We start from the raw sequence: 24,237 nt of genomic DNA on the forward strand, positions 1-24,237 counted from the left end.
TAAAGGCTTCCATTTGCTACATAACAGTAATTAAAAAAAATATATTTTGCAGAAAAAAACTGCACTAAATATTATTTATGAAAGAAATTTGGCTTCAAAATTTCATTCGGATACGGTTTATGATAAATATGAGTGGTAGCTGGAGATAATGGTGGAATAAGCCACACCCAATTACCTGTTACAACACGACCACAAGCAGCTTCTTGCTTCTCAAATTGCTGAAATTGTTGTGCAGCAGTATGATGATCAACAATACTAACTCCTTGTTTTTTAAAAGAGTGTAGTACGGCAATATTCAACTCAATTAGCGCCTTATCCTTCCATAACGTACCGTTTCTCGATGTATCTAAATCCATCATCTCCGCAACAGCCGGAAGTAAATTATAACGATCATGATCCGCTAAGTTGCGCGCCCCAATTTCTGTTCCCATATACCATCCATTGAACGGAGCGGCTGTATAAGAAATACCGCCAATTTCTAAGCGCATATCTGAAATCATTGGAACCCCATACCATTTTGCTCCAAGTGATGAAATAGGGTATTCTGGGTGTTCAATTGGCACTTCTTTTACTTCTTTCCTCGGAATTTCTTTATATGTAGGCGCCTTCCCGTTTATAGAAAATACAAGTGGCAATACATCGAAATTCGTACCTTCTCCTTGCCAGCCAAGCTCCTGACAAAAGTCCGTAAATGTAGCGGAATGCGAGTCACCGATCACTCCCATTTCTGTTTTATATCCTGCATATCGAATCAATTGGTGATTATAAATTCGTATATTATTTTCCTCACCTTGATATTGCTTAAAAATCGTAATGGTTGGTTTAACTTTTCCATCGTTCGTTGCATATTTAATATGATGAATTAATGCATTATATACACCCTCTTCATCATTTACTTCGCGCGCATCTAATATGTGCATCTTACTCCAAAATAGTCTTCCAATACATCTATTACTGTTACGCCATGCCATTCGTGAACCATGAACAAGTTCTTCAAATGTATGCTCATATGTCCCTGTCTTCTCTATCTCAATTTGAATTTCTTTTATACGTTCTTCTATCAATTGTTCTTTATGAAGCTCCTTATAACAAATCGTAATAAAATTACTTGCTTCCTCTATTAATTGTTTCGTTTTACTCATAAACAATCTCCTTCTATTTCAACAAAACCTTGCTACTTTACAGTATAAGCAAAAAGGATAGGAGTCACAAATGAAATTGAGAGTGTTACTTTTATTGTAATATTTTTCAGAAAATTAACAGACTTACTATTGACTTATATGGAAAATGGGTGTATTTTTGACTCAGGTAAAGTATTTTTACCTAGACCAACTTTTTAAATAGAAAGGAGGTAATGTTATGTCTTCATTTCAATTGCCAAAGCTTTCATATGACTATGATGAACTAGAGCCACATATCGATAGCAATACACTTTCCATTCATCATGGAAAGCACCATGCGACATACGTAAACAATTTAAATGCTACTTTAGAAAATTATACTGAATTACATAATAAATCTTTAGAAGAATTGCTATGTAATTTAGATGCTTTACCGAAGGAAATTGTTACAGCTGTAAGAAATAACGGTGGTGGTCACTATTGTCATAGTCTTTTTTGGGAAGTGATGAGCCCACGAGGTGGCGGTGAGCCTAATGGAGACGTTGCAAAAGTAATTGATTATTATTTCAATACCTTTGACAACTTAAAAGATCAACTTTCCAAAGCAGCTATTAGTCGTTTTGGAAGTGGCTATGGATGGCTTGTTCTTGACGGTGAGGAACTCTCTGTTATGAGTACACCAAATCAAGATACGCCTTTGCAAGAAGGGAAAATCCCCTTACTCGTAATTGATGTATGGGAACATGCTTATTATTTAAAGTATCAAAATCGGCGCCCAGAGTTTGTTACCAATTGGTGGCATACAGTAAACTGGGACCAAGTAAACGAGAAGTATTTACAAGCAATTCAATCACAAAAACATTAGTCGTATGTATAAGGTAAATTTGGTAATGTAAAATCAGTATTGTCGAAATCCTCCAGAATCCCCCGGATTGCCACCGGGGGATTTATGATTACTTCATTGTATTTATATAATGTTTTAAAACATTTTTTATTTCTAGTTTCAGCTCTCGGAACAAAAATCCAAATTTACGAGCCTTTCCATTATGTAACGTACAGTTAGTTACCTCATTATAAGGAGCTATATTTTCTCCAGCTTCCTGGATGAGTGCTTTTATTCCCGTCTTCTCTTCTATGAAATGAATAATTTCTTCCGTAGAAACTACCCCGTTACTACAGGCGTTAATTGGTCCTTTCACATTTTCCATTCCGCACCAAGCTAGAAACTCTCCTGCCTCTTTTTCATGTATAAATGACAAAGTTCCATCTACATGATCCACAACGATAGGTTTTTGGTTCACAACACATTCAACGTAAAATTGTAACCTTTTCGTATAGTCATTTTCTCCAATAACAACTGGAAAACGCACTGCAACGACTGGGAATGTTGCATATTGAAATAAAACCGCTTCGGCTAATCGCTTTCCTTCACTATAATTAAAATCATTTCTATCTCCATATGTAATTGCATATTCGTATGGATTAAAGTCCTCTTCTAACAAACTTAATGCAGGTTCATAGACAGCCATTGAAGATGTCATAATATACTTCTTTGTTTTTCCTTTCAAAACTTCACATACCATTTTCGCTGCATTTGAACTATAGCATAAATTATCGTATACAATATCATAACTTTTTCCTTCTAGACGCTCTTCTAGTAGCTTTCTATCTTCTCTATCGACAATTATTCTTTTTACTGCGCTACCAAAAGAATCTTCAGTAACTCCCCTTGTGGCAATTGTTACATCGTGTCCAGCTTGCAAAAGGTACTCTACTAAATGTTTACCAAAAAACCTTGTTCCTCCTAGCACCAACACTTTCTTCAATTTCATCATCCCCATTTTCATGATTTATGAGATACCACCTCTTTTATTATAAAACGCTAATATATAAAAAAGCATGAAATCAGTTTAACGATTCCATGCTTTTATGCAGATCATATATTAACGTACTCGATATTTATAAATACAATAACAGAAGTACAAAATAGAAATTACTGATACATAAACCCATAGTTCATATACGAATCCCTCTCCCCATACTCCCATAAAATAAAATAGTGAAGGTAAAGTCAATGTTACCCATGATTGTACGAAGGCAATCCTTCCAAGATATTGATTGATGTTCTTCTTTTGTGTATTTAATACAAAGAATAAATACCAAAGTAATGCCCACATAAACCACGTTAATGCATTAACAACATCATGGAATTGAACAAATGAAACAACCATATAGAATAAAGCAATAATTGCTACCCAAATACAAAACCATCCTAGACCACTACTATCCATTCCTTTTATAAAAGTAACACCTACATATAAATAAGTTAATCCAAATAAGAAAGTAGCCGCATATGAATACACTGTCCAATTGCTTTGGTCAGAAATCATGATCAAATAAAACGGAATAATAATTTGTAGTGCACCCACAAATAAATTAAAAACACCCGCACTTTTCATCTCTGCTTTCCCTAATATAACAAGACTATTTAAAAATAAAGCTGCCCCTGAAAGTAATAATCCTATATAACCCATATATATTCGTGTGAAAATCTTTACCTTTCACACTTTTAACCTCCCCACACTATAAAGTGATACTGATATTATTTTTCTTCCCATTTAAAACTACATACATAATTTTTCATCTGAATAAGTCAGACCTCCTACCTCAAAAAAGAGGAAACTTAAAACGCTTTCAATAATAAATAATCCTATCAAAATATGAAATAGGATTCCTTGATTATAAACGGACTCTAGCAATGATACAAGTGTTGGAATACTTTTCAATAATACGCTTTCAATTTCTATAAAAAATTAATAAAATAATACATTCCTCTATCTCATTCTACTATCTTCTAGCATAAGATATTGTAAAATCATATCATTTAAAACAGCAAACGTTCTTTTCTAGGTTCGCTAATAAACTTAATAAAAAATGACCTCTTGCTTTTATGCAAAGGTCATTTTTTTATTCATCATTAAACTTCTAAATAGCCATTTTTATTATTTGATTGCCATTTCCAAGAATCTGCACACATCTCTTCTAATCCGCGTGTTGCCTCCCAGCCTAATTCACGCTTCGCTTTAGATGCATCAGCAAAACACACTGCCACGTCACCTGGGCGACGCTCTGTAATTTTATAAGGAACTTTCTTGCCCGAAACTTTTTCAAACGCTTTAACCATCTCTAGTACACTATAGCCCATGCCTGTGCCTAGGTTATAAGCATCTACTCCTGTTGTATTCAGTACTTTCTCAAGCGCCTTTACGTGACCATTTGCTAAGTCCACAACATGAATGTAATCACGGACTCCCGTTCCATCTTTCGTTGGATAGTCATTTCCGAATACACTTAATTCTTTTAACTTACCTACTGCTACTTGCGTTACGTATGGCATTAAGTTATTTGGAATTCCATTTGGATCTTCTCCAATACGCCCACTCTCGTGTGCACCAAATGGATTGAAATAACGAAGTAACGCGATACTCCATTCTGCATCTGCAAATGCTACATCACGCATAATTTGCTCAATCATTAATTTCGTTTGACCATATGGATTTGTTGCACTTAATGGAAACTCCTCCGTAATCGGTGACGTTTCCGGGATACCATATACAGTTGCAGATGAACTAAAGATCATCTTCTTAACATTATGTTTCTGCATTACTTCACATAGCACTAACGTGCTTGTAATGTTGTTATGATAATATGTTAATGGAATCGCTACTGACTCCCCTACAGCTTTAAATCCTGCAAAGTGAATAACTGCGTCAATTGCATTTTCTTCAAAAATTGCGTCAAGCACTTCATGATTTAAAACATCTTCTTTATAAAACTTAAATTGTTTTCCTGTTATTTCTTTCACTCGATTTATAGATTCTACCGAGCTATTCGAAAGGTTATCCACTACTATAACTTCGTAACCGCTATTTAGTAATTCTACGCATGTATGACTACCAATATATCCTGCTCCACCTGTTACAAGTATTGCCATAATTATAGTCCTCCATATTTCATTCATTATAAACTTCTCAAAGTATATCACATATTTCTTATCCTATGTTTAACATGCGAACACAGAAACTTACATTTTATCCCATAATGATTTTATAACATATACGATTCTAATCAGGTAACAAAAAAACGCCACATAATTTTTATTATGCGGCGTTTTTTTATTAAATTACGTAACAATATACACTTAGAAAATGCGCAAGACTACCTAATAATACAAAAACATGAAAAATTTCATGATGCCCTATATGTTTAAACTCTAACCATTTTGGCTTTGTTCCATAAATAAATCCACCAATTGTATAAAGAATGCCTCCAAGTACTAGAAGCACGATACCTCCTGCACTTAAGTTAGCAGCTAACGGTGCAAAGAACAGAACAATTAACCAGCCCATTGTAATATAAATTGCTGTTGATAACCATCTCGGGCAACTAAACCAAAACATTTTAAAAACAATACCACAAATGGCCGTTGCATAAACTAAACAAAATAATAATAAACCGTTTGCGGAATGTAATGTAATTAAACAAAATGGTGCATATGTACCTGCAATTAATATAAAAATCATAGAGTGATCAAGCTTTCGAAAGAAATAAATAACTCGTTCACTGGCTACCACACTATGATATACAGCTGATGCTGTATACAGAACCATCATTCCGATGCCAAACAAAATAACAGCTGTAATTGCCGCAAAAGATGGCATCTTAATAGAAACTTTTACAAGCATAGCTAATAATGCAATAAATGATAATACAGCTCCCCCCAAGTGGGTAAAAGCATTAACCGGTTCCCTTATATAAGCATTCATATAAACACCCCTCATATAATTACATGTAGTTTCGATAACTACATGTAATTATATACGCATTATTATTAGAGGTCAACATTTACAATTCATTTGTTTCGTAATACCATATTTAGAGATAAATTTAACTTTATGCTCCACTAAGTTATAAAAGTGAGGGGTTCTACGTGAAAAATATAAATAAATTGCTTGAAACATTACATTTAGAAAAAAATATTACGCTTGAGGATATTCCAAATGTCGACTTGTATGTAGACCAGGTTGTCCAACTATTTGAAAATACTTATGCGGATACAACAAGAAACGATGATGAAAAAGTATTAACAAAAACAATGATTAACAATTATGCAAAAGGGAAACTGTTTATTCCAATCAAAAATAAAAAATACTCAAAAGAGCATATGATTTTAATTAGCCTAATTTATCAATTAAAAGGGGCCCTTTCCATTAATGACATAAAAAGCTCCTTAGAAAATATAAATGAATCCTTATTAGGCGATGATTCCTTCGAATTAAATACGCTATATAAAGATTATCTTACCCTTACCGAAAACAACGTTGAAAACTTTACACAAGACGTAAATAACCGTGTTTCAGAAGTAAGTGAGATTTCTTCCTTAGAAAATCCGAACCTAGAGAAATTTTTATTACTAACATCATTTGTGTCGATGAGTAATATGTACAGACGCTTAGCTGAGAAGTTGATTGATGATTTAAAAGAGTCCTAATAACTATCCGAATGATTGTAGTATTTTAGAAATTATATTTTCTAAGTATCCTCTCATGTTTATTTTTCTATTGGAATTTTACTCTTTCAAACTAAAAAAGTACATTTTGCATACTGGCAAAATGTACTTCTCTCTAAAATTATAATTTTTACTGTTTCTTTATTAGTAATTCAAAGCGATCACAATACTCTTTTACTAATAATTTACACATAGCATAGAAAATAAAAACATTAATAGTAACGATAAACATTCCCATATTCGTATTAGAGCCTGCATACAGAACCATTACTAGATTTAAAAAGATTGTTAACGTTAATCCTAAAGCTATTCCTGTCCACTTCATTTCATATAGCAATAAAAAGATGACAAATACTAATGCTGGGAAAGCATATCTCTCATGCATTTGCGTAGGTAACATAAAGAATGCAAAACTTATAAAAGTCGCTGCTTTTAATAGAACTGCCGTATTCATATGGCGATGGAAAAAGACATATAAACAAGTTAATGCCGCTGCAATAGACAAGAGTATTAATCCAACTGTTTTCAATGTAATATGTGGTAAAACTTGAATAGTATCTACCGTATTAGGATCCGTACCAATCGCGTAATACCAAATATTCATAGCAAATACAGTTACCGTTGGGAAAGTACCCACCGCATTTAAATATGCTTGTGTCAACATAGTAATAAATGTTCCATGTGCTGCGAAATAAAGGCCGAATATTAATAACGGGATACAGAACCCTATTATAAATTTAATTAATTGCTTACCTTCTCTTTTTTCAAAAATGATTTTTAGGAAATACATAGCAAATACAGGCGCAATTACGATTGATTGAAATTTAGCTAGTAACGCTATAGCGTAAATAGCACCAGACCAAGTTGGCTTATACATTAGCAATAAAATAGAACTAACCATCAATATACTATGTAACATGTCTACTTGACCCCAAATAGTCCCATCCACTATAACTGCTGGACTAAATGCAAAAAATGTCACTAATGCTGCTCTCACAATCGAATTTTCTATCCTTTTAGAAGCTATAGCAAAAATAATTATAGCCACTACTTCAAATGCAATTGATGGGACTCGAATTAAAACACCAGCAGCATCCACGGATATATTAAAAAATGACAATATCACTCCATAAATACCTAAAAGAGCTAAGAAAAACGGAGGGTAGTTTACTAAATCCCCATGTGCATACACATCACCTAATCCATATTTACCTACCGTGTTCATCCAATCCACGAAAAATAGTTGATCTCGTTCATATCCTTCTAAATGAAATGCTAAATATATTCGTAATAAAAGAGATGCAACAACTACTACCATCAAATAAAAATGAAGCCATTTAAAACTCCACCTATCTTGAGTAAAATTCATTTCATAAACACCGTCCTTATTTTTTATAGCTTACAACAATTAAAATAAAATTGATTTACTTATATAAAAATATACTCCTAAATGAATTACCAATTTTCCTATTAAACGGTAGAAAAAACCAATTAAAAATACTAACATACAAAAAAACAATCGTCAATCACGTATTGGTTAAAGTCCATTCACATTATCCACTCTATAAGTAAGCCCCAAAAAAATATCCACCTTTAAAGTGGATATTTTCATTTATTTAATTGCCTCATGAACTTTTAATTGTTTACCTTTTATCGTTGTATTTCTCATAACCTTTAAAACCAGTGGTCCTTTTCCATTTAATATTTCAACGTAAGAAACGTTATCTTGTATCGTAATAATGCCTATATCTTCTGCTGTAACACCTTTAATTTTAGCAATTGTCCCGACGAAATCTACCGCTCTAATTTTCTTTTTCTTCCCGCCATTAAAGTACAGCTTCATAATGCCTTTGTTTATGTCCGCATTTTTATCTTTCTTTATAATTGGTTTAGCATATATCTTTTCTTCAAATGCAGCTTTCTCTTTCATAACTTCTTCTTTTGAAGGTCCAATTGCCTTTGGAATTTCAAAACCAATATACTCCTCAATCTCTTCTAAAAATCTATTTTCATATGGTGTTATAAATGTAATAGCTTTTCCACTATTTCCAGCTCGCCCCGTTCTTCCAGTACGATGTACATAGCTTTCTTTTTCAAGTGGAATATCATAATTAATAACATGTGTAATATTATCAATATCAATTCCTCTCGCAGCCACGTCTGTTGCTACTAAATAACGGAATTTCCCTTTTCTAAAATCATCCATGACTTCAAAACGATCTTCTTGTACCATACCACCATGTATTTTGTCGCAAGGATAGTTAGCTCGTTTTAACTGTCTATATACATGATCTACATTTTCTTGTGTACGGCAGAAAATAATACAACTATCAGGATTCTCAATCGTTGTTACATCTTTAAGTAGTGAAAGCTTCTCGTCTTCTATCACCTCAAAAAGAGTATGTTCAATTTTATCCGTTGTAATCCCAGCTGCTTTAATTTCGATATGAGTTGGTGAATTCATATATGTACGAGACAATTTTTCAACATCTTCTGGAAGTGTTGCTGAGAATAGCATTGTCATTCTTTTTATAGGTAATTCATCAATAATTGCCTCTACTTGATCGATAAAGCCCATATTTAGCATCTCATCTGCTTCATCAATAACTAAATACTTCAAACACTCTAAAGAAAGGGTACCCTTTTCAATATGATCCAACACACGACCAGGAGTCCCAACTACAATATGTGTCTTTTGCTTTAATTCTAATTTTTGACGTGCAAATGGAGATTTCCCATAAACTGCCGCAGCCTTAATCCTTTTGAATCGACCTATATTTGTAATATCTTCTTTTACCTGTACCGCAAGCTCTCTCGTCGGTGTTAAAACTAATGCTTGTGGTTTATTCTCTTCCCACTCCACCATTTCACAAAGCGGAATACCAAATGAAGCTGTTTTTCCACTTCCAGTCTGGGACTTCACAACAAGATCCTTCTTTTGTAATGCGACTGGAATAACCTCACCTTGTACTTCTGTTGGATGATCATATCCTAACCCAGTAAGCGCCCTTACAATTTCCTTACTTAATTTATAATCAGAAAAACTTTTTTTACTCATATATTAACCTCATTTTATTCTGTATTATTTTCTTTTTTATCTTTTGTATACGTTACTATCACCCTACTTATTATACTTGAAACCTCACATAAAAAGGTGGATCATATCAGATTCATCTTTTTATATAGAAATAAACCTTATCATTTCATATATTGTTCAACTAATTGCTGACATCTTTTGCTCGTATTGTTAGCATTAACCCTTTCATAGTACCCTCACCCTACCAAAAAATAAAAAGAATACATACAACCTTGTATAATTATCTAAATTTTTCAACCTTTTTTCATAAACGAACAATACAATTAAAAAAACGTTTTAAATTCGTTTTTAACGTTTTTTTTCAGATATAAAATCTACTTTTTAAAAAAATGTTAAGAAATCCTTTGACTTCTTAATAAAAATAATGTAAATTATCCTATGGACGAACATTTTTGATTAATAAAAATAAAATATTCGTATTTTAGGGGTGTAAATGATGGAAAACGTATTCGACTATGAAGATATTCAATTAATTCCTGCAAAATGTATTGTAAATAGCCGCTCTGAATGTGATACAACTGTCACTTTAGGAAAACATAAATTTAAATTACCTGTCGTGCCTGCAAATATGCAAACGATTATTGATGAAAGAATCGCAACTTATTTAGCTGAAAACAATTACTTCTATATCATGCATCGTTTCCAACCAGAGAAACGAATCTCATTCATTAGAGATATGCAATCACGTGGATTAATCGCTTCTATCAGCGTTGGTGTAAAAGAGGACGAGTATGAATTCGTACAACAATTAGCTGCTGAGCAACTTACACCTGAATATATCACGATTGATATCGCACACGGTCATTCTAATGCTGTGATTAACATGATTCAACATATTAAAAAACATTTACCAGAGAGCTTCGTTATCGCTGGAAACGTTGGAACTCCCGAAGCGGTAAGAGAATTAGAAAATGCTGGTGCCGATGCAACAAAAGTTGGTATTGGACCTGGTAAAGTTTGTATTACTAAAATTAAAACAGGCTTCGGAACTGGTGGTTGGCAGCTAGCTGCACTTCGTTGGTGTGCAAAAGCTGCAAGTAAGCCAATTATCGCTGATGGTGGTATTCGTACACACGGCGACGTAGCTAAATCTATTCGATTTGGGGCAACTATGGTCATGATCGGTTCTCTATTCGCTGGTCACGAAGAGTCTCCAGGGGAAACAATTGAAAGAGATGGCAAACTTTATAAAGAATACTTCGGTTCTGCTTCTGAATTCCAAAAGGGTGAGAAGAAAAACGTTGAAGGTAAGAAAATGTTCGTTGAGCATAAAGGTTCTTTAGAAGATACGTTAATCGAAATGGAACAAGATCTTCAATCTTCTATCTCTTACGCTGGTGGAACAAAACTAGATGCTATTCGTACTGTAGATTATGTTGTCGTGAAAAACTCAATTTTTAATGGTGACAAAGTATATTAATTCTTAAAATTAAAAAGAAGGAGAAGCATAGAATTGCTTCTCCTTCTTTTTTATATATAAAAATGTTAAATATTTTTATTTTACTGAATTTTCTAGTATCATATTTTTAGATGCTTTTAATAAGGAGGATATAAGACATGAAAACTATAATTGAGAATCGTCTTGTTCGTGCGGAAGTACCTAACGAACTAAAATGGGATTTGTCTGATTTGTATAAGTCCAATGATGAGTGGCATACCGCATTAAACATATTAGAAAATGATATACAGAAACTTGATGCATTTAAAGGACGTTTACATACTAACTCCACAACTTTATTAAATTGCCTACTTTTAGAAGAAGAGCTTTTAATGAAGTTAACAAAACTGTACTCATATGCAAATTTAAAAGAATCTACTGATCGTACAAATCCAGTTATTCAAGCGAACTCTTCCAAAATTTCTGCTTTATGGACGAAAGTACATACTGCACTATCCTTTATTCATAATGAAATCCTCTCATTCGACGAAGGAACAATTGAAAAATATTTAACTGAAGAAACAAAACTCGAACCTTTCCGTAAGTCGTTACTAGAAATACTCAAAAAAAGGCAGCACACACTCTCTCCTGAAACAGAAGAAGCACTTGCTGCACTTGGCGAAGTTCATAGTTCTCCATACAAAATTTACGGCATGACTAAATTGGCAGATATGGATTTCACTTCTATACAAGACGAACAAGGAAACGAACTCCCTGTTTCTTTCGCATTATTTGAAAGCAAATATGAATTTTCTCCAAGCGCATACATACGTAGAAAAGCATACTCATCATTTGTTTCCACCTTGAAACGATATAAAAATACAGTTGCGACAACATATGCTACCGAAGTAAAAAAACAAGTAACACTTTCTCGTTTACGTAAATATGAATCCGTTACCCATATGCTATTAGAACCACAAAAGGTTCCACTTGAAATGTATAACAACCAACTTGATATTATTTATAAAGAATTAGCACCTCATATGCGCCGTTTTGCAGATTTAAAAAAGAAAGCATTAGGACTCGATCAAATGCTTTTCTGCGACTTACATGCACCTTTAGATCCCGAATTTAATCCGACGATTACTTATGAAGAAGCAGCCACGCTCATTCAAGATTCTTTAAAAGTATTAGGCGATGAATATAGTTCCATAATCGAAAAAGGATTCAAAGAAAGATGGGTAGATCTTGCAGATAACGTAGGCAAATCAACAGGGGCATTTTGCTCAAGTCCATACGGCTCTCATCCCTATATTTTAATTACATGGCAAAATACGATGCGTGGATGCTTCACATTAGCACATGAATTTGGACATGCTGGTCATTTCTATCTAGCAAATAAAAACCAACGTATCATGAACGTACGCCCATCTATGTACTTTGTTGAAGCACCATCAACTATGAATGAATTACTATTAGCTCAGCATTTACTAGCGACTACTGACGATAAGAGGATGCACAGATGGGTCATTCTACAACTACTCGGCACATATTATCACAACTTTGTTACCCATTTACTTGAGGGTGAATACCAACGTAGAGTATATGCTCTAGCAGAAGGAGGACAGGCCCTTACAGCTACAACTTTAACTGAAATTAAAACAAATGTCCTTTCGACATTCTGGGGAGATTCTGTAGAAATCGATGAAGGTGCGGGCTTAACTTGGATGCGTCAGCCTCATTATTATATGGGTCTATATTCTTACACATATTCCGCAGGCCTCACTGCATCTACTGCAGTAGCTCAAATGATTAAAGATGAAGGACAACCTGCTATTGATCGCTGGTTAGATGTGCTTCGCGCTGGTGGTACAATGAAACCACTTGAACTAATGAAACATGCCGGAATAGATATGTCAAAACCAGATGCAATCCGTCAAGCTGTTTCTTACGTTGGTTCATTAATTGATGAATTAGAGCATTCTTATCAAGAATAAAAAATAAGCCCTCGCTTTATGAGGGCTTATTTCATATTTACTTCCCAAACCTTTTACGATATCCACATTTCCTACAAAGCTCTTCAACCGCAACTCTTTTGGAAAATCCATCGACAATGTTTGTTGCTCTTTCACCTTCTATAATGTTAGAAAATGAATCATTATTAATATTTCCAAGGTTAATAATCCCTTCACCATCTAAACAACAAGGAATAACCGTCCCATTCGCTAAAATCCCTGCTTGATTACGAAGTCCATGACAGAATCCTTTCCCATCATCCTCTTCTTCATGTAATGCTGGCCACTGGAATTCATAGTCTTGATTAATAAAGACACGTTCTGCAATTTTTATACCTTTTCCTGGTGTAAGCTTCTCTTCAATCTGATAAGATAGATCAAATTCATTTTCAATTATGGATAATAACTCCCTATTTTTCTGAATTTCAGCATTTGTTTTATTATCCTGAGTTAAATTCCATAACCTTAACGATACAATTAAATCTGATTGACTTGTCGCTTCCCTAATGAAGGAAAGTATACTCCTTACATAGCCCTCTTTATCTTGCGAACCTGGGTGTCCATCAAAACTATGCAGTGAAAAATTCATTTGTCTTAACGCGGGCTTATTTAACAGCCTATGCCTTCTCTTATTAATTAACGTTCCGTTCGTTGTAATATTAACTTTAAACCCTTTTTCATGACTTAAGTCTAATAGTTGATCTATTTTCGGATGGAGCAACGGCTCACCCTTCACGTGCAAATAAATGTAGTCTGTGTGAGGTTTAATTTGGTCTAATCTTTTAGCAAAATCCTCTACAGAAATGAATTGCTTCTGCCTTTCCGTCGGCGGACAAAAGCTACACGCAAGATTACATACACTCGTAATCTCCAAGTAAAACTTCTTAAACTTCTTCACCTTTAATTCCTCACTTCTCTAACTACTTATACTTTTTTCCTCTTCATATTACAGCATATTTTTATGGAAATAGAAACATACTTATTTTAGGAAATCTACATACCATCTAATAATATTTAAAAGACCATCGGTAATTTTTGTCCAATGGTCTCTTTATCCTTTTTATATGCAAAGAATAAATTTATTTATGATACGGTTCATCATAACTATTCTAAATAAGCTTATTTTTTATTATTTTCATAATTAAATTTAACAAAAAAGGTAGTGCCTTCTGATCCTGTTTTAATTTCTATTTTTGCATTATGGCGGGCAGCAATGGCATAACATACACCTAACCCCAATCCAGTTCCATTATCTTTGGTCGTGTAAAATGGCGTACCCAGTTTCTCTAATACTTCAGGCCTAATACCTTTTCCTTGATCCTGCACTGCAAGCACCACACAATTTTGACCTTCCTTGTAGGTGCTAATGGTTAGAACTTTCCCTGTATCCATCGCTTCTAAGCCATTACGATATAGATTCATTAATAATTGCCGTATCTCATTACGATTTAAAAGTAATTCCGGAATGTCATTTGTATCGACTTGAATATACTTATTTTGATTGTGCGTATCAACCTTTATTAAAGGAATAATATCGCGGATAATTGAATTTAAATCTAACATCTGTAAATCCAATTTCCTTGTATTCCCCATTGAGAGAAATTCAGTAATAATAGAATTGGCACGGTTAAGTTCTTCAATCATTAAATGAAAGTACTTATTATGTTTCTCATAGGTATTCTCTTCTTTTAATAACTGCAAAAATCCTAGTACCGTTGTCATTGGATTTCTAATTTCATGGCTGATACCTGCTGCCATTTGCCCTATTAAATCAATGTTAGATAATCTTTTCAATTCCTGTTCATATTTCTTTTTTTCCGTTATGTTTTTAAAAATACAGCAAATACCATCATCATACGGGTATGCAATAACTTCGTGCCAATATTCATCTGCAGTAGAAAGAAATTCGAAATGAACTGTAGTTCGCTCTGACATTGCACGATGAAATTCCTTATACATAACTGTGTCGATGTCACTCGGGAAAACATCCCATATATTCTTTCCTAATACATCTTTTGCTGTTTTTCTTTGCGGAAAATATTGGTGCTTATTTACGTACGTAAATTCCCATTTATTATTTAAAGTAAAGAATCCATCCGTAATACATTCAATCACACTTGTAACTTTTTCATTAGCAGCAGCTAGCTCTCCCGTTCGCTCTTCCACTATACTTTCTAGTTTATCCATATATAACAAATTTGAAAACGTAGGGGCTGTGGCATCAACAATAGATTTTGCTAGTTGAATTTGAGAATTATCGTAATTGTGAGCTTTTCCTTCTTTACCAACGACGATTACCCCTAATACTTCTCCCATTGAAACCAATGGAATCATCAATAAATCCTTACTATCTATATTTTTTGTTTGAATAACTTCTTGGATCTTGGCTTCATAGCTTTTCTCTGTCCAATCCGCTTCTGTCCAATCACAGCCCTTACTTAATTTCGTTGTTTTAATCGTTGTTTTGTCTAGCGGATCTAGAAGATGGGCAGTCATATTTTTACTCTCTAAAATCTGATCTAAGTAAAAAAAGCATTTATCAAAACTCTCCTGTATTGAGGCACACATTGATAAATCACGGGTAACATTTAGTAACAGCTGCTTCTCAGCAATAAGGTTTTCCTTTTGTGTTAAATTATTTGCGTTTTGAATTGCGACCGCGGCCATATTTACATAAGCTTCAACACTTTGAATTTCTGAATCTGTTAAGTTCATCGGAATCCCATAATCAAATAAAAAAACCAGACCAAATAACTCTTGCCTAAATGAGATAGGCAGAGCTAATAAGGACTTAATTTTAAACGCATCAACGGGTCTCGGATCTGGTCGATGATCCTTTGAGGTATCAGGAATATAGATGGTTTTTTTCGTTTCAATAACTTCTTTTGCCAGTAAATCTACTTCAGGATCAATTACCTGAGTATCGAGCGTTACGCCATTTATGGTCTCTGGTTTTCCTGCAAACCCTCTAAATGTTCCATCTTCCTGGGGTAAATAAATTCCAACAGCATCGCACCTAACAATCTCCTCTGATATCGCCATTGTCACACGCTGTAATACTTCACGTAGTTCTAATTTTGTATTTATTATTTTTGTTATATTCGCGAGCCTAGAATATCTCGTCTGATCACTTACCATTCACATAGCCTCCAGTTATAGGCATAATAAAATAAATATGATAATATCAGCGTCTTACCTTTGTTTTACATAGAATACCTTATTTATGGTAAGGTTCACCACGATTAATCCGAAACGCTCTATACACTTGCTCAAGCAACACTAATCGCATTAATTGGTGTGGTAACGTCATCTTTGAAAAAGAAAGTGATTCGTTTGAACGCTTCATTACTTCTGAACTTAGTCCGAGTGATCCACCAATTACAAATGCGACTTTACTCTTTCCATATGTAGCAAGGCGATCTAGACTGACCGCAAATTCTTCTGATGACTTTTGCTTTCCTTCTATAGCTAATGCAATCACATGCGTGTCATCAGAAATCTTATCCAGTATACGTATACCTTCTTTTTCCTTTACAATTAACATTTCTGCTTCACTTAAATTTTCTGGTGCCTTTTCATCTGGCAATTCAATTACTTCTACTTTTGCGTATGCTGATAATCGTTTTAAGTATTCTGCTATACCTTGTTTCAAATATTTTTCTTTTAATTTCCCAATTGAAATAATCGAGATATTCACACGTATCCTCCACCTTACAAACATGTTATCCACAAAACTTATCCACATATCCACAAACACTACCCACATATTGTGTGAGAATCTGTGTTCGATACAACATATGTCGCCTCATTTTGACAAAATTCACATGTTTTTTTCTCTTTTTCTGAGTTATCCACACTGTTGATAACCGGTGCAACTTCACACTCATCCACAATAATATCTAACGCTAATTCAACATGTTCTAAACAACAAGGTAAATTCATTTTCTTCACCTCACTTTTCTACAATAGAAAACAGGAGGTAGGCCCTCCTGTTTTTAATACTTTTGAATGCCTAATTTCACTGTTGTTGTTACTCTTTTTGTACCACGATAAAACGTAAGAGTCATTTTATCATTAATTTCCTTATCATATAAGGCCGTGCGGAATCCAATAATATCGCGAATCGGTTTTCCATCTACTGCCACAATAACATCATGTTCTCTTAAACCAGCATCCGCGCCTGGCGAAGGACTTTTCACATCCAAAATACAAACTCCTTCTGTTACAGTACCTGGTAAATGTAATGTTTTTGACCAATAATAGTTTGGAATTTCATTTAATGACCTAAGTTCAATCCCAACATACGGTCTTCTTACTTTTCCATACTTCTCAAGTTCATTCATAATCGGAACAGCCCTAGTCACTGGAATAGCCAGTCCGATTCCTTCTACTTCTTTTGCAGCAATTTTCATTGAATTAATACCAATTAATTGTCCTGCTGCATTTACAAGCGCACCGCCACTATTCCCTGGGTTAATCGCCGCATCTGTTTGTAACACTTCTACTTGCCAATCATAATGTCCATCTTGATCTAAATCTACAGGGACAATACGTTCATTAGCTGAAATAATACCTTGCGTAACAGTTCCAGAGAATTGCAGTCCAAGTGGATTTCCAATCGCAATAACTGGCTCTCCTCTGCGAACAGTATTAGAATCGCCAATTTCAATTATTTTTTTCACATGCTTTGCATCTATTTCTAATACAGCTAAATCTGTGACTACATCGGTTCCTAATACTTTTCCAGGAACCTTTTTACCGTCACTTAGACTTACTTCAATACGATTCGCTCCAGCTACAACATGATTATTCGTTACAATATAAGCTTGACCATCTGTCTTTTTATAAATTACTCCTGATCCTGTACCAGCCTCTGAATCTGCCTCTGAAAAGTTATCTCGTTGAATGTTAATAACACCCACAACAGCTTCAGATGCACGATCAACAGCATCTACAAAGCTAATCTGTTTAATTCCTTGAGCTTCGGCCATATTACTTCCGCTTGCTTCAGCTTGCGGAAGCGTATCAGCAGAATTTGAAAATAAAGGAGCTCCAAACGCAAATAAAGAAGCTCCTACAATTGTTCCCGCTATACTAGAAAGAACTATACCTTTATGCTTCTTTTTCCCTGCACGTTTCATACGATAATTTTCTTCATCAATAAAGGACATATTTGTTCACCCATCTTCCTGAAAACAACTATATTCACCTTTATTGTTTACTAAAATGAAGAATTATACGTATTGAATTTTTGTAGGCATTTTTGGATCTGTATCGTGAATTTCAAAGGATTCACCCACTCCAAATCCTTTTTCCTCTAGTACTTGTGATACTGACATACGAGCTAGTTCTTTCATGTTATTATCTAAGCTTAAATGGGCTAAATAAATATGCTTTGTCTCATCTGTAATTACATCTGCCATCGCTAATGCAGCATCCTCATTACAAACATGCCCAACGTCGCTTAAAATGCGTCGTTTAATGCTCCATGGGTAACGTCCCATACGAAGCATTTCCACATCATGATTACTTTCAAACACGAAAGCATTAGCTCCCTTAATAACGCCCTTCATACGGTCGCTTACGTATCCCGTATCTGTAATAAGCGCTAATTTCCTATTATTGTTATGGAAAGCATAAAACATCGGTTCTGCCGCATCATGAGAAACTCCAAATGATTCGACTTCAATATCACCAAATGTTTTCACATCCCCAACTGAGAAAATGAATTTTTGCTCAGTTGGGATATTTCCTATTAAATGTTCCATTGCATTCCATGTTTTCTCATTCGCATAAACGGGTAAATCATATTTTCGCGCCAATACACCTAACCCTTTAATATGATCACTATGCTCATGTGTTACAAGAATACCTGATACATCATTTATATTCAGTTCTGCTTGTTTAAATAAAGCCTCTGTCGCTTTACCACTTAAACCTGCATCGACTAGTAATTTTTTTTCATCGGTTCCTACGTATAGCATATTTCCTGTACTTCCACTTGCAAGTACGCTAAAATGCAACCCCATTATTTCTCACTCCAGTATGTTCATCAACCACTTGATTTTCCTTTTCCCCTAATTCCATAACTTGTCCTTCAATTGCATTCACAAAGAAGTCCTGCTTTTGCTCCGTTTTTAAATTCCACGTTGGAGCAAGTACTTGGTTATTAGAAGTAGATGCGGTAAGAGTGGCATAACCAATTTGCGCTTCTTTAACATGTGTATTTCCATGAATTTTATTTTTTAAATACAAATTTTCTAAAGCTGTTTGAGCCGTAATAATTTCTTGCTCTTTCGTTTTTTCACCTTCGCCCATTTCTTTTAAATCAGTTAGCATTGTCTGCGTATATGAAACAAGTTCATTTTTTTCATTTAATTCCACAACAATCATCGCCTGATTATTATAGAAAATAGGCTTATCTTTATATTTTTGGAAGAAATAAATTTTAGAGTCTTTCACCGCTCCAAATTCATACTTTTGTCCATCCAATACATAGTTCTTCAAAAATTCATTATACTTATCTTTTGATAATGATTTCGTATTTAAAAAAGGCTCTTTTAGCTTACTTTCTATCGTGTACATATTTTGTATATGCGCCGTTTGATTTTTCAAAGACTGTATATCATCTTCTTTAAAGGCTTTATTTTCCGCTCTAATAAATGACTCTTTCTTCGGTTCCTTAGGGATATTCCCTATAGTAATTTTATTTGCTTTTAATTCTTGATCTATCTTTGTTTCTGCAATAAGCTCCAATTGATTACTATCTTGCTTTTGAATGAATTGAAAAATGAGAAAGAGGTCCAAAACAAAAAAGGTCACAATAAATATGGTTTTAATTCGATCCCAATCCATTTAGTCCTCCCTCACTCCACTCATAGATTTGCTGTTTACCCGTTTCACCTTCAACAAGCTTTACATACCAAATTGGTTGTAGTCGAACTACTTGCCCATCTAGTGATAACTTGTATCCAATACCAATATCCTTAATTACTTGTTTCTTTATCTCTGGATTATTTTCTAGGGATGCTATTACAACATGCCCTGACGGAAGAGTAACTTTCTGTTCTATGCCTTTAGTATTTAAAGACAGCAACGGTCTTTCATATTCCATTACTTCTTCTGATCCCCATTTTTGTCTCAATTCAGCTAATCCATCTGTATTGAATACGGAATATCCATCTTCATGTAAGCGAAATACTGTCTCTCCTTTATTCATATAGTCCAAACGATATGAATCCAAACTTCCACTGTGACCACTTACAAATTCAAAGCTTTTTTGTAACAGCATTAAATTATCTATCGTTTTCTCAGTTAAGACAGAAGAGTTTTTATACTTTAGCATGTGACGATCGTTTTCAATTTCCATGGATCTAATACCATCTGTAAATGTTTCTTTCGATATCTCAGTAATCGGACTTAAATAACGAGGATCACTAAACAGAGCATTCTTAAACGTATCAACTGCTAAATTAGATGAAATATATGTTATATTGTTTAACTCTGTCGTGCCATCTGGTAAAAATAACTTTTTCATATCATTGATTTGATAATCAAAATAGGGCTTTGCTGATACTATAAATTGATTTTGAGCATTTACAATATCTTTTAAATACACACCACTTAATTTTGCCTCATATATTTTAAAGTTATCACCATCAGAAACAAAGTTAATTTTAATTTCTTGATCCTTACTCCTAGAAGGATCAAGGAGAATACGATTAAAATGTTTAGGCTTATCTGTACTTTTCTCTTTCATGTTAAACATAGATTTAACTGCATCAAATGGGATATCAGTAGGGAAAACAAGTTCAATTTTCCCTTCACCATGCACATAGGATAGGAAATCACCCTTAGTGATTGATATCTCTCTAAACTCATGTAGTTCCCCTACTTCCAAAGGCTTATAGATTGATTCTATATCTGCCTCTCTTCTGCTCCCATAATGATTTTTATCTTTATGCACGATGATAGAAGTAGGACGGACAACATCGGAAATTTTAGTTTGATTCGTTCCTTCATTGCCCTGTACAAATTTTGCATTTTGCATGGATGTAGAATCTGGCACATACGTCCATAGGTTAAAAGTAAGAAACAGGCTAATTACAACTAGGTTAATTAAAACTATTGTTTTAAAGTTTTCCATACTCATTCCCAATCGTCCTCTTCATCTGCTGCCATTGGTAACGTGAAATAAATAGTTGTCCCTTTTCCTTCTTCACTCTTCGCCCAAATAGAGCCACCATGTGCCTCGATCATTTCTTTTGCAATTGCTAATCCAAGTCCCGTACCACCCATTTGTCTTGAACGAGCTTTATCTACGCGATAAAAACGTTCAAAGATTTTATCAACGTTTTCTTTTGGAATACCCATTCCTTGGTCACTTACGCTAATTTCTAATAAATCACCGCGATCACGTAAGCGATATGTTACTGTTCCACCTTCTGGTGAATACTTTAATGCGTTAGAAATAATGTTATACAGCACTTGAGTAATTTTGTCAGTATCCATATCAATAAACCTAGACTTCTTAGAGAAAGATCGTTTGAAACTTACATTTTGTTCTTTAGACATTTCAAAGCGATCAATAATATTATTAAAGAAATCAGTAAAGTCGACCCATTCTTTCATTAAACGGTGCTCTGTACTATCAAGTTTAGATAGCTGTAACAACGCATTTACAAGTCTAATCATTCTTTCTGTTTCTTCTTGTGTAACCGTTAAAAATTGTGGCGCAATATTCGGATCCTGCCATGCTCCATCTGTAAGTGCCTCTAAATAACTGCGCATCGTCGTTAATGGCGTCCTTAATTCATGAGAGACATTCGCTACAAACTCACGGCGTTCCCTTTCTATACGCTCCTGCTCTGTTACATCATATAATACGGCAATTAAACCATTTGCCTTCCCTGTTTCTTTTTGAATAACAGAGAAACTAGCACGTAAAATATATGGTTCATTTCTCGTACTAAAATCTAATAAAACAGAATCTGGCTCTTCATATAAATGATCGAGCGTAAATTCTTCCTGTATCCCTAATACCTCTAAAACAGATTGATCAAGCGCTGTTTCACGAGAAACATTTAACATCTTTTCCGCAGGGTCATTTAGTAAAATAATATCCCCTTTTCGGTCAGTAGCAATTACTCCATCTGTCATATGAGATAAAACAGATGATAGTTTACGCCTTTCACTTTCTGTAGAAGAACGAGCTTGTTGTAATTTTTTTGATAAATTATTGAAGGATAATGCCAGTTGTCCAATTTCATCATGGCTATGCACCTTTACTTTTCTCGAATAATTTCCTTTTGCCATTTCGATTGCTTGTCTCCGCATATCTGAAATTGGTCTTGTAATTGTTTGAGCCAATAAAATCCCAAGTACGGCCGTTACTAATAAGGCAATTACTGTTCCCGTAGCAAAAATTTGATTTATATCCTTCATTTGTTTATATACATCTTCCATAGATGCAACGATGTATATAACACCAAGCGCATCCTTGCCGTTATCATCGAGAATCGGAGTAAGCATAACTTGAACACGATGGCCTGTACTACCATCCTTCTCAATTTTCACTTCTGGCTTTTTTTGCACCAACACTCGCTGAACAGCTATATCAGTTGATGTTCTATTCACCTTATTCTGCTTTGATTCATCTGAAATAGCCAGTAACTTTCTATGCGAATCAAATACACTTACCTCTTGTATAACTTTTTTTTGATCAGAGGCAAACTTTCGAATAGAAGTTTTAATCGTTTCATCTGTTGACTCTGTTTCTGCTTTTGTATAACTTTTTTTAAATTCTTGTTTCAAGTTATATGATAATAAGTTTGTTTGCTGCGTTAAAGAATCCCTAAAACCTTGTACTAGGCTCTTCTCTAATTCCCTTACAAAATATACCCCAATAACTTGCATCGCTATTAATATTAATAGCATATATATAAGCACAAATTTTAAATGAATAGATTGAAAAAAACCAACTTTCTTCATATACTATTCCTGCTCTGGGTCACGCAAGTAATACCCTACTCCACGTCTAGTTACAATTAAAGTAGGATGGCTTGGATTATCTTCAATTTTTTCACGCAAACGACGTACTGTTACGTCTACTGTGCGCACATCTCCAAAATAGTCATAACCCCAAACTGTTTGTAATAAATGTTCGCGTGTCATAACTTGTCCTAAGTGTTTCGCTAAATAATGTAGCAACTCAAATTCACGATGTGTAAGCTCGATATTTTCCTCGCGCTTCGTTACACTATATGCATTTGGATTAATAACAATTGGTCCAATAACCATTTCTGTATTTTCTTCTTTTTCTGCAGCACCACCTTGTTGGTGACGGCGTAAATTCGCCTTCACACGAGCAAGTAATTCTCTCGTGCTAAATGGCTTCGTTACATAATCATCTGCCCCAAGCTCAAGCCCTAATACTTTATCAATCTCAGAGTCCTTTGCTGTAAGCATAATAATCGGCATTTCTGAACTTTTACGTATTTCACGACAAACCTCTAAGCCATCTTTACCTGGTAGCATAATATCTAATAAAACCATATCTGGTTGTTCTTCATTAGCTTTTTCAATTGCTTCATCACCATCATGCGCCATTACTATTTCAAAACCTTCTTTTTCTAGGTTAAACTTCAAAATATCTGCAATCGGCTTTTCATCATCAACTACTAAAATTTTCTTTCCCATCATCGTCTATTTCCTCCTTATAAAAATATGGTCAATAATCCCTAAACATATTGATGTTTACATAGTATGTCCTATATGACCGCATCCTTTGTTTAAGTATTTTCTCCTCTATTCTCATAGACTCATGTATGATCCACTTTTACACGGAATCCTATACGATCTATAGAAAAACCTCTAGCTTCAACTGCTAGAGGCTCCTCGTTCTATTTTAAAATAACTACTCAGTTTTGTAAAATTACATAAATAAAAAGGATATTAAGTGGGCCCACTTAATATCCTGAGAGTGGCTCGGGACGGAATCGAACCGCCGACACGAGGATTTTCAGTCCTCTGCTCTACCGACTGAGCTACCGAGCCAA

General features: G+C 34.4%; 21 protein-coding genes and 1 tRNA gene. 4 read left to right on the plus strand and 18 right to left on the minus strand.

Annotated elements, in window-relative coordinates:
* Positions 1–71: 71 nt before the first annotated feature.
* Complete coding sequence (locus IBT51_RS22670) at positions 72–1,142, minus strand: nitric oxide synthase oxygenase (protein ID WP_000047620.1); 1,071 nt, start codon at positions 1,140–1,142, stop codon at positions 72–74.
* Between the two features lie 217 nt (positions 1,143–1,359).
* On the opposite strand from IBT51_RS22670, the gene sodA reads away from it, so the two are divergent.
* Entirely contained in the window at positions 1,360–1,986 is a 627-nt protein-coding gene (sodA, locus tag IBT51_RS22675) for a superoxide dismutase [Mn] (protein WP_000094037.1), read from the plus strand.
* 88 nt (positions 1,987–2,074) lie between these two features.
* On the opposite strand, the gene IBT51_RS22680 is transcribed toward sodA, so the two are convergent.
* From IBT51_RS22680 to trhA, 4 genes are all read right to left on the minus strand, one after another.
* Positions 2,075–2,968 carry an NAD-dependent epimerase/dehydratase family protein gene (locus tag IBT51_RS22680; protein WP_100910525.1) on the minus strand — a complete coding sequence of 298 codons (894 nt, stop codon included), beginning with the start codon at positions 2,966–2,968 and terminating at the stop codon, positions 2,075–2,077.
* 96 nt (positions 2,969–3,064) lie between these two features.
* Positions 3,065–3,655: an AmiS/UreI family transporter gene (locus tag IBT51_RS22685; protein WP_000540540.1), complete on the minus strand. Its 591-nt coding sequence runs from the start codon at positions 3,653–3,655 to the stop codon at positions 3,065–3,067.
* A 443-nt stretch (positions 3,656–4,098) separates the two neighbouring features.
* On the minus strand, positions 4,099–5,115 hold the full coding sequence (galE, locus tag IBT51_RS22690) for a UDP-glucose 4-epimerase GalE (protein WP_053563268.1): 1,017 nt from the start codon (positions 5,113–5,115) through the stop codon (positions 4,099–4,101).
* A gap of 184 nt (positions 5,116–5,299) precedes the next feature.
* Entirely contained in the window at positions 5,300–5,947 is a 648-nt protein-coding gene (gene trhA, locus IBT51_RS22695) for a PAQR family membrane homeostasis protein TrhA (RefSeq protein ID WP_053563267.1), read from the minus strand.
* A gap of 164 nt (positions 5,948–6,111) precedes the next feature.
* Between trhA and IBT51_RS22700 the strand changes: the two genes are divergently transcribed.
* Positions 6,112–6,672: a DUF1836 domain-containing protein gene (locus IBT51_RS22700; protein ID WP_088022546.1), complete on the plus strand. Its 561-nt coding sequence runs from the start codon at positions 6,112–6,114 to the stop codon at positions 6,670–6,672.
* Between the two features lie 148 nt (positions 6,673–6,820).
* On the opposite strand, the gene IBT51_RS22705 is transcribed toward IBT51_RS22700, so the two are convergent.
* Complete coding sequence (locus IBT51_RS22705; protein WP_053563265.1) at positions 6,821–8,059, minus strand: hypothetical protein; 1,239 nt, start codon at positions 8,057–8,059, stop codon at positions 6,821–6,823.
* 243 nt (positions 8,060–8,302) lie between these two features.
* Positions 8,303–9,748, minus strand: a complete 1,446-nt coding sequence (gene dbpA, locus IBT51_RS22710) for an ATP-dependent RNA helicase DbpA (protein ID WP_053563264.1) — start codon at positions 9,746–9,748, stop codon at positions 8,303–8,305.
* A 475-nt stretch (positions 9,749–10,223) separates the two neighbouring features.
* Between dbpA and guaC the strand changes: the two genes are divergently transcribed.
* Entirely contained in the window at positions 10,224–11,207 is a 984-nt protein-coding gene (gene guaC, locus IBT51_RS22715; protein WP_000432447.1) for a GMP reductase, read from the plus strand.
* Between the two features lie 137 nt (positions 11,208–11,344).
* Positions 11,345–13,162 carry an oligoendopeptidase F gene (gene pepF / locus IBT51_RS22720; protein WP_069356593.1) on the plus strand — a complete coding sequence of 606 codons (1,818 nt, stop codon included), beginning with the start codon at positions 11,345–11,347 and terminating at the stop codon, positions 13,160–13,162.
* 37 nt (positions 13,163–13,199) lie between these two features.
* Here the strand turns inward: pepF and IBT51_RS22725 are convergent, their stop codons facing one another.
* The 11 genes from IBT51_RS22725 to IBT51_RS22775 form a co-directional block, all read right to left on the minus strand.
* Positions 13,200–14,078: a radical SAM/SPASM domain-containing protein gene (locus IBT51_RS22725; RefSeq protein ID WP_000713633.1), complete on the minus strand. Its 879-nt coding sequence runs from the start codon at positions 14,076–14,078 to the stop codon at positions 13,200–13,202.
* A 221-nt stretch (positions 14,079–14,299) separates the two neighbouring features.
* A complete protein-coding gene (locus IBT51_RS22730) occupies positions 14,300–16,318 on the minus strand; it encodes a GAF domain-containing sensor histidine kinase (protein WP_069356595.1) in 2,019 nt (672 codons plus the stop codon).
* Between the two features lie 79 nt (positions 16,319–16,397).
* Positions 16,398–16,877: a 23S rRNA (pseudouridine(1915)-N(3))-methyltransferase RlmH gene (gene rlmH, locus IBT51_RS22735; protein WP_001027003.1), complete on the minus strand. Its 480-nt coding sequence runs from the start codon at positions 16,875–16,877 to the stop codon at positions 16,398–16,400.
* A gap of 59 nt (positions 16,878–16,936) precedes the next feature.
* A complete protein-coding gene (locus IBT51_RS22740) occupies positions 16,937–17,122 on the minus strand; it encodes a CxxH/CxxC protein (protein ID WP_001052833.1) in 186 nt (61 codons plus the stop codon).
* 53 nt (positions 17,123–17,175) lie between these two features.
* The gene (locus IBT51_RS22745; RefSeq protein WP_000008031.1) at positions 17,176–18,351 is read right to left on the minus strand and encodes a S1C family serine protease; all 1,176 of its coding nucleotides are present in this window, start codon (positions 18,349–18,351) and stop codon (positions 17,176–17,178) included.
* Positions 18,352–18,414: 63 nt separating this feature from the next.
* Complete coding sequence (locus tag IBT51_RS22750) at positions 18,415–19,209, minus strand: MBL fold metallo-hydrolase (RefSeq protein WP_000522837.1); 795 nt, start codon at positions 19,207–19,209, stop codon at positions 18,415–18,417.
* Entirely contained in the window at positions 19,193–20,035 is an 843-nt protein-coding gene (locus IBT51_RS22755) for a two-component system regulatory protein YycI (protein ID WP_000383720.1), read from the minus strand. Before IBT51_RS22755 ends, IBT51_RS22750 begins: the two co-directional genes overlap by 17 nt.
* Positions 20,016–21,332 (minus strand): YycH family regulatory protein, encoded by a 1,317-nt coding sequence (locus IBT51_RS22760; protein WP_000061569.1) that lies wholly within the window; start codon positions 21,330–21,332, stop codon positions 20,016–20,018. The genes IBT51_RS22755 and IBT51_RS22760 overlap by 20 nt, the downstream gene beginning before the upstream one ends.
* Positions 21,329–23,170 (minus strand): cell wall metabolism sensor histidine kinase WalK, encoded by a 1,842-nt coding sequence (gene walK / locus IBT51_RS22765; protein ID WP_000755367.1) that lies wholly within the window; start codon positions 23,168–23,170, stop codon positions 21,329–21,331. The genes IBT51_RS22760 and walK overlap by 4 nt, the downstream gene beginning before the upstream one ends.
* A 3-nt stretch (positions 23,171–23,173) precedes the next feature.
* Positions 23,174–23,881 (minus strand): cell wall metabolism DNA-binding response regulator WalR, encoded by a 708-nt coding sequence (walR, locus tag IBT51_RS22770; protein WP_000971865.1) that lies wholly within the window; start codon positions 23,879–23,881, stop codon positions 23,174–23,176.
* A 281-nt stretch (positions 23,882–24,162) separates the two neighbouring features.
* Positions 24,163–24,235, minus strand: a tRNA-Phe gene (locus tag IBT51_RS22775).
* Between the last annotated feature and the right edge of the window lie 2 nt (positions 24,236–24,237).

It is taken from the genome of Bacillus sp. S71 (assembly GCF_016625265.1).
GTDB classification, from domain to species: Bacteria; Bacillota; Bacilli; order Bacillales; family Bacillaceae_G; genus Bacillus_A; species Bacillus_A cereus.